Source organism: Paenibacillus lentimorbus NRRL B-30488, assembly GCF_000411595.1.
GTDB lineage: Bacteria > Bacillota > Bacilli > Bacillales > Bacillaceae > Bacillus > Bacillus velezensis.
In genome coordinates, this window is the sequence record NZ_ANAT01000004.1 from 1 (window position 1) to 13,152 (window position 13,152).

10 protein-coding genes, 2 tRNA genes, 3 pseudogenes and 1 riboswitch are annotated in these 13,152 nt (G+C 46.9%); of the genes and pseudogenes, 7 read left to right on the forward strand and 8 right to left on the reverse strand.

What is annotated here, in order from left to right; all coding sequences use genetic code 11:
- Positions 1–161 precede the first annotated feature (161 nt).
- The 4 genes from D368_RS00115 to D368_RS00130 form a co-directional block, all read right to left on the reverse strand.
- Positions 162–235 (reverse strand) — tRNA-Gly (locus tag D368_RS00115).
- Between the two features lie 8 nt (positions 236–243).
- Positions 244–320 (reverse strand) — tRNA-Arg (locus tag D368_RS00120).
- A 302-nt stretch (positions 321–622) separates the two neighbouring features.
- The gene (locus D368_RS00125) at positions 623–2,041 is read right to left on the reverse strand and encodes a sugar porter family MFS transporter (protein WP_071392077.1); all 1,419 of its coding nucleotides are present in this window, start codon (positions 2,039–2,041) and stop codon (positions 623–625) included.
- A gap of 430 nt (positions 2,042–2,471) precedes the next feature.
- On the reverse strand, positions 2,472–3,473 hold the full coding sequence (locus D368_RS00130) for an NADPH:quinone oxidoreductase family protein (protein WP_039062714.1): 1,002 nt from the start codon (positions 3,471–3,473) through the stop codon (positions 2,472–2,474).
- Between the two features lie 127 nt (positions 3,474–3,600).
- Here D368_RS00130 and D368_RS00135 point away from each other — a divergent pair, with 127 nt between their 5' ends.
- From D368_RS00135 to D368_RS00160, 6 genes and pseudogenes are all read left to right on the forward strand, one after another.
- The gene (locus D368_RS00135; RefSeq protein ID WP_003156017.1) at positions 3,601–4,065 is read left to right on the forward strand and encodes an SRPBCC family protein; all 465 of its coding nucleotides are present in this window, start codon (positions 3,601–3,603) and stop codon (positions 4,063–4,065) included.
- A gap of 111 nt (positions 4,066–4,176) precedes the next feature.
- The gene (locus D368_RS00140) at positions 4,177–5,031 is read left to right on the forward strand and encodes a manganese catalase family protein (protein ID WP_040238461.1); all 855 of its coding nucleotides are present in this window, start codon (positions 4,177–4,179) and stop codon (positions 5,029–5,031) included.
- A gap of 237 nt (positions 5,032–5,268) precedes the next feature.
- The gene (locus tag D368_RS00145) at positions 5,269–6,831 is read left to right on the forward strand and encodes an APC family permease (protein ID WP_007409293.1); all 1,563 of its coding nucleotides are present in this window, start codon (positions 5,269–5,271) and stop codon (positions 6,829–6,831) included.
- A gap of 116 nt (positions 6,832–6,947) precedes the next feature.
- Positions 6,948–7,529, forward strand: a complete 582-nt coding sequence (locus tag D368_RS00150; protein ID WP_014304461.1) for a TetR/AcrR family transcriptional regulator — start codon at positions 6,948–6,950, stop codon at positions 7,527–7,529.
- A gap of 72 nt (positions 7,530–7,601) precedes the next feature.
- Positions 7,602–7,930: pseudogene (locus tag D368_RS00155) on the forward strand (DMT family transporter).
- Positions 7,930–8,243 (forward strand): annotated as a pseudogene (locus tag D368_RS00160) (DMT family transporter). The pseudogenes D368_RS00155 and D368_RS00160 overlap by 1 nt, the downstream one beginning before the upstream one ends.
- Before the next feature lie 58 nt (positions 8,244–8,301).
- On the opposite strand, the pseudogene D368_RS00165 reads toward D368_RS00160, so the two are convergent.
- From D368_RS00165 to D368_RS00175, 3 genes and pseudogenes are all read right to left on the reverse strand, one after another.
- Positions 8,302–9,515 (reverse strand): annotated as a pseudogene (locus tag D368_RS00165) (CynX/NimT family MFS transporter).
- A complete protein-coding gene (locus D368_RS00170) occupies positions 9,505–10,191 on the reverse strand; it encodes a FadR/GntR family transcriptional regulator (RefSeq protein WP_003156026.1) in 687 nt (228 codons plus the stop codon). Before D368_RS00170 ends, D368_RS00165 begins: the two are co-directional and overlap by 11 nt.
- Before the next feature lie 121 nt (positions 10,192–10,312).
- Positions 10,313–11,029 (reverse strand): GntR family transcriptional regulator, encoded by a 717-nt coding sequence (locus D368_RS00175; protein ID WP_007409298.1) that lies wholly within the window; start codon positions 11,027–11,029, stop codon positions 10,313–10,315.
- A gap of 177 nt (positions 11,030–11,206) precedes the next feature.
- Positions 11,207–11,306, forward strand: a riboswitch (purine riboswitch).
- 54 nt (positions 11,307–11,360) lie between these two features.
- On the opposite strand from D368_RS00175, the gene D368_RS00180 reads away from it, so the two are divergent.
- Positions 11,361–12,521, forward strand: coding sequence for an MFS transporter (locus tag D368_RS00180; protein WP_015388619.1), 1,161 nt, complete (start codon positions 11,361–11,363; stop codon positions 12,519–12,521).
- Between the two features lie 51 nt (positions 12,522–12,572).
- On the opposite strand, the gene D368_RS00185 is transcribed toward D368_RS00180, so the two are convergent.
- Positions 12,573–13,139, reverse strand: a complete 567-nt coding sequence (locus D368_RS00185; protein WP_070082687.1) for a YdhK family protein — start codon at positions 13,137–13,139, stop codon at positions 12,573–12,575.
- Positions 13,140–13,152 lie beyond the last annotated feature (13 nt).

Sequence of the window (13,152 nt, forward strand, 5' to 3'; positions counted from 1 at the left end):
TGGATCACAGACTACATTCACTGCATCCTGCAGTAACGTCTGTGTGATCTGCATCGTGCAGACCTTAGTTTGACTGACTACGCACATTGCTGTGCGATTTATTTAAAACTTTGAATTAACAGGTACGTTTTGTCTTGTTTAGTTTTCAAAGATCATTATAATGGAGCGGGTGATGAGAATCGAACTCACGACATCAGCTTGGAAGGCTGAGGTTTTACCACTAAACTACACCCGCATTTGAATTGGCGCGCCCGAGAGGAGTCGAACCCCTAACCTTTTGATCCGTAGTCAAACGCTCTATCCAATTGAGCTACGGGCGCTTATCAGGCGACTTAACTATCATACTACCAATCAGTTATGATGTCAAGTGTTTTTTATTTCTTTACGAAGTCTTTTTTCTCGACCTCATTTATTATACACGCTTTTGAGAATTTGTAAAGTCTTTTTTTCAAAAGATCATTTTCTCATTTAGCGTTATCGCTTTGTTCATCAGCGACGTTTAATAATATACCACGCACTTTAAATTAGGTCAACACTTTTACGAAACTTTTTTCCCGCTTATTATTCCCTTCTATATAATAAGTAAAAAGCGGGATCCCCAGGAACCCCGCGTCTATTCAGATTACCCGCTCACCTCGGCTTCTGCGCTATTACGATCTGTTTTTTCATAGGCACGGAAGTTTTGTTCAAGCTGTTCGAGCGACAGACCTTTCGTTTCCGGAAGGAACCTTTTCACAAATATAACGGACGCTATCCCTAACAGGACAAAAATGAAGAAGGTTGCAGACAATCCGATGTTTGCGAGCAGGACCGGAAAAGTTAAACCAACAATGAAGTTCACGATCCAGAGGCAGAAGACAGTGACCCCCATACCAAGCCCCCGCAATCGCAGCGGGAATATCTCCGACAGCATCAGCCAGGTCACCGGAGAGACAGCCCCCTGCTGAAACGCAAGGAAAGTGACTGTTAATGAAAGAACCACATAAGGAAGAGCAGTCGATCCTTTCAGCACGACAGACAGAACTCCGATCAAAAGCAGCATCGCAGTCGTTCCGATGAGCCCCGTCATCAGCATCGGGCGGCGGCCGACTTTGCCGAGAAGCCATATTCCCACAAAAGTCGCGAGCACTGAAATCACACCGTTAGCGATATTGCCGATTAATGCGGCTTTTGTCTCGAAACCGGCATCTTTTAAAATTTGAGTTCCATAGTACATAATCGAATTCACGCCGGTGAGCTGCTGCACTACCGCAATTCCGATCCCGATAAACACAATGCGGCGCACCCACGGAACGGCAAGATCCTTAAAGGTCGCCTGCTCCATCTCAGCTTCCTTACGAAAGGCAGATTCAATCTCAGCGAGCTCAGCCTTCGCTTTCTCTTCATTCCTTATTCGCCGGAGAACGTGCAGAGCATCTTCTTTTCTTCCTTTAGAAACCAGCCAGCGCGGACTTTCAGGAACTTTCAGCATACCGAAAAACAAGAATACCGCCGGAAGGGCCGCGATAACGAGCATATAACGCCAAGCGTGAGAGGTATCACCAAGCACATTGCCGATGATAGCATTACACGTGAAGGCAAGCAGCTGGCCCGTTACAATCATCAATTCATTTTGGGTAACCATTCTCCCTCGGCTTTCCGCCGGCGACATTTCAGCCAAATATGCCGGAACGGTTACGGATGCTCCCCCGACGGCAAGCCCCAGCAGAAAACGGGAGATGATCATAACCGACACGTTAGGCGCCAGTGTACATCCGAGCGTCGCTGCAAAGAACAAAACGGCAAGGATAAGGATATTTTTACGTCTGCCGTTATAGTCCGACAATCTCCCTCCGAAAACCGCGCCGATCGCAGCCCCCAAGAGCAGGGAGCTCGCCACCATCCCTTCAGTCAAAGCGGTAAGATTAAGCTGGTCAGCTTCCGCCATAAACGGCAGCGCCCCATTAATCACACCGGTATCGTAGCCGAAAAGAAGTCCCCCGAATGTCGATACTAAAATGATGGTTCTCAAAAATGAATGCTGGCTGCTATTTTTATTCATCTTCAAATCCTCCTAGTTTTTACACAGAGATAATATCGGAATATTCAGTTATCAACATTTGCACCTCTAACGTCTGCATACAAGTTCTGACCGTCCAAAACAGTTATATAAGAAGAAAATGTTCCAAAAGCGTTATCATTTATAGTGATTATTCGCTCTCCCCTCTCGTTATATTGTTATTTTATAGTTACTTTGTAGTGAAGTTATAATGATATTATTGGTACTTATGTTATTATCATAATTTTAAAAGCGCTTTCAGTCAATGAATATTTCAGAAAATTTTATAACTTACCTTTATATTACCTATATATAATCAATTTATGTTTTACATCAACTTATTTTCATAACATGATCAATGAATTACCCCTATCATAACCAACAATTGATTATATAATGAAAACCCCCAACTGCTAGTTGGGGGGTTTTTGTTTTATTCTTCGTTTATTGTAACAATCGTTCTCCCTCTCGCTTCTCCTTTTAAAAGGGCAGGAAGCGTATCCGGCAGCTCTTCAAGTGTAATTTCCTTTTGAATAAAGGCCTCCAGATCTGCAGGCTTGAAGTCATCAGCTAAACGCTGCCATATTTTCTTTCTTGTCTCCATCGGACAGAATACGGAATCAATTCCCAAGAGACTGACGCCGCGCAATATAAACGGAAAGACTGTAGCCGGGAGTTTCGTTCCCGCTGTCAGTCCGCTCACAGCAACTGATCCGCCGTACTGAATCTGACTGAGAACTGAAGCAAGCGGCTCACCTCCGACCGGATCGACGGCCGCTGCCCATTTTTGTTTTTGCATCGGTTTTAACGTGCCGTTATACACTTCGTCACGGTGAATGACCGTCTTTGCTCCGAGGCTCTTCAAATACCCGCTTTCTTCTTCTTTTCCCGTACTGGCCTCGACCTCATAACCTAAGGTTGAAAGAATGGAGACGGCAAAGCTTCCGACGCCGCCTGTCGCTCCCGTCACCAGCACCTTCCCTTTTTCAGGAGCGGCATGGTTTTCTTCAAGACGCTGGACGGACAATGCGGCAGTGAAGCCGGCGGTTCCGATCGTCATGGCTTCTTTAAGTGTCAGACCTTCAGGCAGCGGCACGATCCAATCTGCCGGAATGCGGGCCATCCCGCTATAGCCGCCAAAATGGGAAACGCCTATGCCGTAGCTTGTCGCAATGACTTTGTCCCCTTCTTTAAAACGGGCGTCATCTGAAGAAACGACGATTCCCGCTAAATCAATTCCCGGCACGAAAGGATACGAGGTTACGATCTTGCCGTCAGGAATGGCAGCCAAGCTGTCTTTATAATTCACCCCTGAGTAGCAAACCTTAATCAGCACTTCACCCTCGGGAAGGTCCTGAACCGCCAGCTCCCGTACGCTGACTGAAAACCGGTCTTCATGTTGATCGACTACTAACGCTTTAAATTGATCTGTCATCACTACGTCTCCTTAAAATGAATTGAATGGCTTTGGAAAAGCATAAAATAAGTTTGATTTGTTTTCAAATGTCCTGCCCTGTGTAGTATGATCAAAAGTAAAAACAGCGAAAGAGTGGTTACGCATCATGTCTGATAAACAAAACAAAGATAACAAAAACAACAACAGCAATCAGCCATTACCGGACATTATTCATACCGCCGTTTTCAAGGCGCCGATACAAGTTGTCTGGGATACGGTCTCTACGGCGGACGGCCTGTCTCTCTGGTTTATGCCGAATGATTTCACACCTCAAGAAGACAGTGAGTTTCAGCTGGAATCTCCGTTCGGTCCGTCTCCGTGCAAGCTGCTGGATATTGAAGCGCCGTACCGCCTTTCTTTTTCATGGGATACGGAAGGCTGGATCGTTTCTTTTGTCTTAAAGGAAACGGAAAGCGGGGATACGGAATTCACTCTCATTCACGGCGGATGGAAAGAGCCGGAAGCCGTCATCAATAAAGTCAATCGGAAAAGCTCCGAGATTCACAGTACGATGGATCAAGGATGGAACGGGCTTGTCAACACGAAACTTCGCGGGGCGGTTGAGGCTTAACACAAAAGGACGGACACGCTTTCCGTCCTTTTTTTGATGCCGATACATAAAAACTGACTTTGCAAAGACACTAACAGAAGAACCGAAAACTTCTTTCAGGGGGCGCTGTTTATGTATTATTACAAAGAAGAGCTGATCAATATCATTAAACCGGACAAGCCGGACCCGGCCGCGGCCAAGGTGCTTCAGGAAATTTTAGGCGGGCATTACGGGGAAATGCGGACGATGATGCAATACTTTTTCCAAAGCTCTAATTTCAGAGGAAAAGAAAAACAGTTCCGTGACCTGCTTCGCGGTGTATTTTTAGAAGAGATCGCACACGTTGAGCTCGTCCAGCATACGATTAATGCGCTGCTCGATGAAAGCGGCGCTGAGGGCGCCGGAAATCAGGCAGCAGATCAGGCGCCGCTTGACGAAGCGGTTAAACACGCCAATCCGCACCATTTTATCATCGGGGCGCAAAGTTCTCTTCCTGTAGACGCCGGCGGCAATCCATGGAACGGGTCTTGGGTATACAACCACGGGAATCTGATTTCCGATCTATTGGACAATGTCGTGCTGGAATCAACCGGCGTGCTGCAAAAGACGCGCATTTATGAAATGAGTTCAAATCAGACGTTCAGAGAAACACTCGGTTTTCTGATCGTCCGTGACAACGCCCATCAAAATGCATTTACAAAAGCGCTGGAAACACTGGGTGTCGAATGGGGCAAATTATTTCCCGTGCCGAATTATGATATTGAAAAATACCCGGAATGCCGGAAATTCGTTGAAATGGGTTATCATAATACCCAATTTAATTTCAGACTGGATCCGACACGGATCGGAGAAATTCTGCAGGGAACGACGCCGAGCCGAAACGGCGGCGAATTAAGTGTGTCCGAGCCTCCTAAAGGTTTCCCCGTGCCGGAACTTCCCGAGCTTCCGAATGAGCACAGCCCCGGACTGAAAGATATGAACTTGTAACAAAAAACGCCTGTTTCGGGCGTTTTTTGTTTTTCTGAATATGAGGTTTGAATGTGTTCAAAACGGGGAATATAAGCCGGGAGATCTTGCCATACGGCCGTTATTTTGATGTGAGCACATTGCGGTACATACTTCGTTTCGAAAGTTGTCCTAATTTTCCAGCCGGCCGGCTGGGTATGTTTGAATGATAATGGGAATTATGTAAAGAGAACAATGTCTTTTTTAAGGAGGCAGCGAATGTCTAAGCAAGGAAACTTCCAGAAAACTATGTCACTTTTTGATCTTATTTTAATCGGCATGGGAGCCATATTCGGTTCGGCATGGCTGTTTGCCGTCAGTAACGTCGCCTCTAAAGCGGGCCCGTCAGGCGTTTTTTCCTGGCTGATCGGCGGGGGAATCATCTTATTGATCGGCTTGGTTTATGCGGAACTGGGCGCCGCGCTGCCGCGGACCGGGGGGATTATCCGGTATCCCGTATATTCACACGGACACCTGGTCGGATATTTAATTTCCTTTGTCACCATTGTGGCATACACGAGTCTTATTTCAATAGAAGTCACGGCAGTCCGCCAATACGTAGCGTATTGGTTTCCCGGTTTGACCGTAAAAGGCTCTGATTCGCCGACAATTGCCGGATGGATATTGCAATTTGCGCTGCTCTGCCTGTTCTTCCTCCTCAATTACTGGAGTGTCAAAACCTTTGCGAAAGCAAACTTCATTATTTCGATTTTTAAATATGTCGTACCGATTACGGTAATTGTTGTACTGATTTTTCATTTTCACCCGGGCAATATGACCGTTCACGGATTCGCGCCTTTTGGTTTCACCGGAATTCAGGCCGCGATTTCCACAGGCGGCGTCATGTTTGCATACCTTGGGCTGCATCCGATTGTGGCTGTCGCGAGTGAAGTGCAGAATCCGAAGCGGAACATTCCGATCGCATTGATTGTCTGTATTATCGTTTCTACTATTATTTACACCGTGCTGCAGCTCACTTTTATCGGGGCAATCCCGGCGGATACCCTGAAGCACGGATGGCCGGCTATCGGGACTGAATTCTCCCTTCCGTTCAAAGATATCGCCGTTTTGCTCGGTTTGGGGTGGCTGGCGACATTGGTCATTTTAGATGCGATTTTATCACCGGGCGGTAACGGAAATATCTTTATGAATACGACTTCACGTCTCGTCTATGCGTGGGCCAGAAACGGAACATTATTCAGCATTTTTTCTAAAGTCAATAAAGAAACCGGGACACCGCGCGCCTCCCTTTGGCTCTCGTTCGGTCTGGCTGTTTTTTGGACGCTTCCGTTCCCTTCTTGGAACGCTCTTGTCAACGTATGCTCCGTCGCATTGATTCTGTCTTATGCGATTGCGCCGATTTCTTCTGCGGCGCTGAGAGTCAACGCAAAGAACATTAACAGACCGTTTTATTTAAAAGGGATGAGCATCATCGGGCCGCTGTCGTTTATTTTTACCTCTTATATTGTATATTGGTCCGGATGGCGCACCGTATCCTGGCTTCTCGGTTCTCAAATTGTCATGTTTCTGATCTATCTCTGTTTCAGTAAATATGCTCCCAAAGATGATGTCAGCATACGCCAGCAGCTGAAATCAGCATGGTGGATCGTCGGCTTTTATGTCATGATGCTGATTTTCTCCTATCTCGGCTCGTTCGGCCACGGATTGGGCATTATCAGCAATCCGCTTGACCTGATTCTGATCGCCATCGGTTCGCTCGGTATTTATTACTGGGCAAAATATACGGGTCTGCCGAAGGCTATGATCGACAGTGATAAATGACGAATGCCGGAAAGAAGTATGGTCTTCTTTCCGGTATTTTTATGTTAAGGGATGACAAAAAAGCGAACATACGATAAAATGAATGACAGTCATTCATAAAAGGAGGAACCCCTCTATTGGCAAAACAAAGCTCGGGAAAATACGAAAAGATCCTGCAAGCCGCGATTGAAGTCATTTCTGAAAAAGGATTGGATAAAGCATCCATTTCAGAAATCGTCAAAAAAGCCGGAACGGCCCAAGGTACGTTTTACTTATATTTTTCTTCTAAAAACGCACTGATATCCGCGATTGCAGAAAACCTGCTCGACACTACGCTGGACAGAATAAAAGGGAAAACGGACGGTTCTGAAGATTTTTGGACGTTGCTGGACATTTTGGTAGATGAGACATTTCACATCACCCGGCTTCATAAAGATATTATCGTTCTCTGTTATTCCGGTCTTGCCATCGATCATTCAATGGAGAAATGGGAAGCCATTTATCAGCCTTATTATTCCTGGCTGGAAGGTGTGATCAATACGGCCATTGAACAGGGTGAGGTCATCAGCGGCATTCATGTCAGATGGACGGCCAGAACGATTATCAACGTTGTCGAGAACGCAGCTGAACGGTTTTATATCGGCTGTGAACAGGATGTCGATCTCGAAGTATATAAAAAAGAAATATTCAGCTTTCTCAAAAGAAGCTTGCAGAAATGATTGGCGGAGACCGATCATTTTTGACCCCCGTAAAAATGACTGACATTCATTCATAACTGAGGTGACTGTATCATGTATTGGCTGCTTGTATTGATAGCCGGATTGTTAGAAGTAGTTTGGGCGTCCGCCCTGAAGCATGCGGATTCGCTCTTTGATTGGATTGGTATTTTCCTTTTGATTGCCGTCAGCTTTCTGATGCTGATCCGCTCTTATAAAAAATTCCGATGGCTGCCGCATATACCGTTTTTGTCGGAATAGGCACCGTCGGCACATATGTAACGGGCGTCATTTTAGGCGAATCGTTTTCAATCGGACAAATATTCTTTTTGGCTTTGCTGTTGTCCGGCATTTTAGGAATGAAGGTATTTACGAAAGAAACTGAAACAAGGGGTGAACATTAATGGCATGGCTGCTGTTATTTATTGCCGGAGCGGAGGAAGTTGTAGCGGCCGTTGCCATGAAACATATTGACGGTTTTAAAAAAAGTGGCCGCTGATTGTCATGGTAACAGGCTTTATGCTTTCATTCTTTTGCCTTTCCGGCGCGATGCAGGTTCTTCCCACAGGTGTCGCGTATGCGGCTTGGACCGGCATGGGAAGCATCGGCGTTTCGGCCGTGGGCATACTTTGGTTTAAAGAAAAATTCAATCTGTCACAATTGGTGTCTCTGGGGCTTATCCTCATCGGTGTCATCGGCTTAAAACTGACAGCGTGACGGCCTGAGACAGCTTTTTAAACAAAAACAAAGGACCCTAAACGGGCCCTTTGTTTTTTTATGCTGTTTTGATCTGTTCCGCTTTTCCCGCTCCGACTCCGAAAATGAAAATCAGAACGGAGACTGCGATCAGCATGAATAACGGAACCGTCCAGCCGTGCGTGATGTCATGCAGCAAACCGAATACAAGCGGTCCGAACGCGGCAAGCAGGTATCCGAATGACTGGGCCATGCCGGAAAGCGCCGCGGCTTCATGAACATGCCGGGTCCGCAGGCTGAAGAACATCATCGCCAGACTGAACGCACAGCCTCCCGCAATTCCGATCAAAATGACCCATAGCGGAGTGAGAGCCGGGCTTCCGAAAAGAACGCCGGCAATGCCGATAAGGAAAATAAAGCCGTCAGTCCGGCGAGTGCGCGCTGATTTTTCATTTTAGCGGCAGCGATCGGCACGATAAAAGTAATCGGCAGGACTGAGAATTGCATTAATGAAAGCATCCATCCCGCCTTACTTGAGCTGAGTCCATTCTGCTGAAGAATTTCCGGCAGCCAGGCGATGACGGTGTAAAAAATAAGGGATTGCAGCCCCATGAACATCGTCACCTTCCAAGCCAGCGGAGACCGCATCAGACTGTTTTTCTTCTCTCCGTTTGTCCCAGTCGTGCGGACGGGCAGTTCACGTCCTCGCATTTGCGGAATCCACATGACGAACGCAATAAAAGAAAGGATAGCCCAGCAGCCGAGCGCGCCTTTCCAGCCTAACCCCGCTGAAGAGGCGATCGGCACGCTGATGCCGGATGCAATCGCGCCGCACAGATTCATAGAAACCGAGTAGACGCCGGTCATGATGCCTAAATTTCCGGGAAACTTATGTTTAATGAGACTCGGCAGCAGGACGTTGCATACGGCGATCGACAATCCCAACAGGATCGTTCCGAAAAAGAGAGTGCCGATTCCGGCGATGGAGCGCAGCAGAGTTCCGGCTGTCAGGACAATTAATGATGACAGTAAGACAATCTCGGTCCCGAAGCGCCGGGACAATAAAGGAACAAACGGCGACAGACATGCAAAGGCCAAAAGCGGCACTGTCGTAATGGTGCCGGCAGCCGCATTGGTCATGCCGAGGCTGTCCCGAATTGAGGAAACGAGCGGCCCGACCGATGTCAGAGGCGCTCTGAGGTTGGCCCCTATCAATATGACTCCGATGACCAGCAATATCAGTTTTTTACGCTGACTTGCTTGCAGAACTTGATGTTCGTCTTTAATTTTCATGTTCATCCTCCATGTGTATTGTATCTTTAAATACTGTGATGTATTGGTTGACGGCCTCCATGGCCTGATCCGGTTTCTGTCCGATAATCGCGGCGGCAAGCTGGGTGTGGATCCGGATAGCAGGGGTGATTTCCAACAGGTTATGGACTGACGCACAAAGCGCCTCCGTCATATGCTCGTATAGATCAGAAAGCATATTGTTATGGGCCGCCTGTACAATTGTTTTGTGCAGCTTAATGTCTGCTTCGGCATACCGTTTTCGATCTTCATTTTGCAAGGCCGCTTCACATTCATCCAAGCATGCCTTCAGTGCTTTCAGGTCTTCGTCATTACGCCTTTCCGCCGCCAATCGTGCAGCTTCTCTTTCGAGTGCGTATCTGACTTCTAATGTTTCAAGCAAATTTGATTTTTTAATATGGCGGTAAAATGCCGCGCCGAGAACACTGGATGAGCTGACATACGTACCGCTCCCCTGCCTTGTCTGCAGCAGGCCGGCATGTACGAGCGCCCGAATGGCCTCACGCAACGTGTTTCGGCTCACATCAAATTGCTTCATTAAATCCAGCTCAGGGGGAATGCGCGTCCCGACCGGCCATTTATCCGATTGAATTAACGATTCAATTTGCGCCACCACTTGTTCTACGAGCGACAGTCTGCTTGTTTTGGATATCTCCATCAAAACACCTCTGAAATTTGTAGGATGATTCTATCATTGGGTAATATAACATAAAAGAAGCGACGATGTAAATCAGCGGCAACAAAAAAAGAGTGAGTTTTTCTCTCACTCTTCGGCGCTTTTATGAACGTTTTATATTGACTGAGGTCACGACAAACTTGTCATGACGGTGGCGGGAAAATGAATATTCAAAGGGAGTGCCGTTGTCCAAAAAGCCTACATGCTCGACTTCAAGTATCGGGTCATCCGGCCGGCAGCCGAGATATTGCTGATCCATGTCATCCGACTTGCACGCTCTGATTTTTCTGTGTGAGCCTGCGATTTTGAGCTGCAGTTCCCGCGTAATATGATCGTAGATGGAATGGTTGAGCACCTCGTCATTAATGCCGGGTATAAGGCTCGCCGGCATGTATGTTTTTTCAAGAACGTACGGTTCGCCTTCAACAATTCTGAGCCTCACTACATAATAGACGGGAGTCTTTTCATCGATGGCCAAATGTGCGGCGACATCTTGAGACGGAAACTGCACTTCAAACCGGATGACCTTGCTCTTGATATTTTTGCCTTTTAACAAATTGCTCAAGCCGAGAATTTCGTTGCTGACTACGTGAACGTGCTCATCCTGCATGGCTGATTGGATGATAAATGTGCCGTGCCCTCTTTTTCTGAAAAGCATCCCTTCAGCCGCAAGTGTATCAAGCGCCCGCTTCATTGTCATCCGGCTGCACCCGAACTCCGCAGCGAGCGTCTTTTCATCCGGGATCGGCTGATCTATGTCATATACACTGCTTTTAATCCTCTTTCTCATTTCGTTGGCGATTTTTTCGTACTTATTCATCGGTTTCCTCCGGCTGTATAATGTTTGATCTGTATAGACTCCTTACGGTTATCATAAATTTTTTTCCCTGCTTCATCAATGACGTTACAGCCGCCGATATTGAAATTGAAAGGATTTCCTCGAATTTTCTATGGAATCTCCCTCACTATTATGGTAGAATTTTTGCAGAAACGGACACAACCGAATATTGCAATATATTGTATAACCTCAATGATATGGTTTGAGGGTGTCTACCAGGAACCGTAAAATCCTGATTACAAAAATTGTCCCGTACACTTTTTGTAATCAGGATTTTTTATTTTCTAAAAAATAAAAAAAGGAGTATCTGTACATGAATTTCAAAGTATTTCTGCTTGCAGCATCTACCATCGCAGTCGGATTGGTTGAATTAATTGTGGGCGGTATTCTTCCGCAAATCGCTTCCGACTTAGATATATCCATTGTCAGCGCGGGGCAGCTGATCAGCGTGTTTGCGCTCGGTTACGCGGTATCCGGCCCGCTGCTTTTGGCAGTGACGGCAAAGGCTGAACGAAAGCGGCTTTATTTAATCGCACTGTTTATTTTCTTCCTAAGTAATCTGGTCGCTTATTTCAGTCCCAATTTCGCCGTTCTTATGGTGTCACGGGTGCTCGCTTCCATGAGCACAGGGCTGATTGTCGTCCTTTCTTTAACGATTGCTCCTAAAATCGTGGCGCCTGAATACAGAGCGCGGGCGATCGGCATCATTTTCATGGGGTTCAGCTCCGCAATCGCTTTAGGCGTGCCTGTCGGCATTATCATCAGCAATGCCTTCGGATGGCGTGTTCTGTTCTTGGGAATCGGCGTATTATCTCTCATTTCCATGCTGATTATCAGCGTCTTTTTCGAAAAAATACCTGCTGAAAAAATGATTCCGTTTCGTGAGCAGATCAAGACGATCGGGACCGCCAAAATTGCCAGCGCACATCTTGTCACCTTGTTTACATTGGCGGGGCATTACACACTCTATGCCTACTTTGCGCCTTTTTTGGAAAGAACGCTTCATTTGAGTTCCGTTTGGGTCAGTGTATGCTACTTTTTGTTCGGTCTGTCAGCGGTATGCGGCGGCCCGTTCGGAGGCTGGCTGTATGACCGTTTAGGAGCATTTAAAAGCATCATGCTTGTGACCGTTTCTTTCGCTCTGATCCTGTTTATTCTTCCGCTGACAACGGTTTCTTTAATCATTTTCCTGCCTGCGATGGTGATCTGGGGATTGCTCAGCTGGAGCCTTGCGCCGGCGCAGCAAAGCTATTTAATCAAAATTGCGCCTGAGTCTTCCGATATTCAGCAAAGCTTCAACACGTCCGCTTTGCAGATCGGCATCGCGCTCGGGTCAGCCATCGGCGGCGGCGTGATCGGACAAACCGGTTCTGTCACAGCAACAGCCTGGTGCGGCGGTTTGATTGTCATTATCGCTGTCGCGTTAGCTGTATTCTCTTTAACGAGACCTGCCTTGAAAAGAAAATCCGCATAAATGTGAGACCGCAAAAAAGCCAAAGGAGTTCCTTCGGCTTTGGCGGTCTTTTTATTTTGCGGCAGCAAGCTCGTCTTCTGTCACCCATTTATGATTGGTTACTTTTTGGCCGCCGTCAGTCGGTGTATAGTCGACCATATAAACGGTTGTCTTTTTGGCTGAATCAATAACGGCTTCGGCACCCTTCATGCCTTTCATATGGGATGCCTCGATCACGGCCTTGTCACCCGGTTTTAACGTTTGATCACCGGCGCCCTTCAGCTCTTCCTGAATGACCCATTTGTGATCTTCGACGCGCTTTCCTCCCGTTTCCGGAGTGTAAGATACACTGTAAACCGTTGTATCATAAGCACCTTTTACGGTTCCTTGCGCATTTTTCATGCCTTTCATATGAGAAGCTAAAATCATGACGTCACTGCCGACTTTATAAGTCGGATTTTCGGCCTTCTTTAAACCTTTCGGCACCTCGGATGAACCTGAGTGATTCATGTCTTCGTGAGAGTGCGTTTCTTTGTCTTTCGCTTTTTCGCTTCCTCCTGAAGATTGGCTGTTGCATCCGGCAAGCGCCAGAACGGGGATCAGGAGAAACATGCTGAATAAAAATAGTCTCGCTTTCATTTCAAGAACTCCT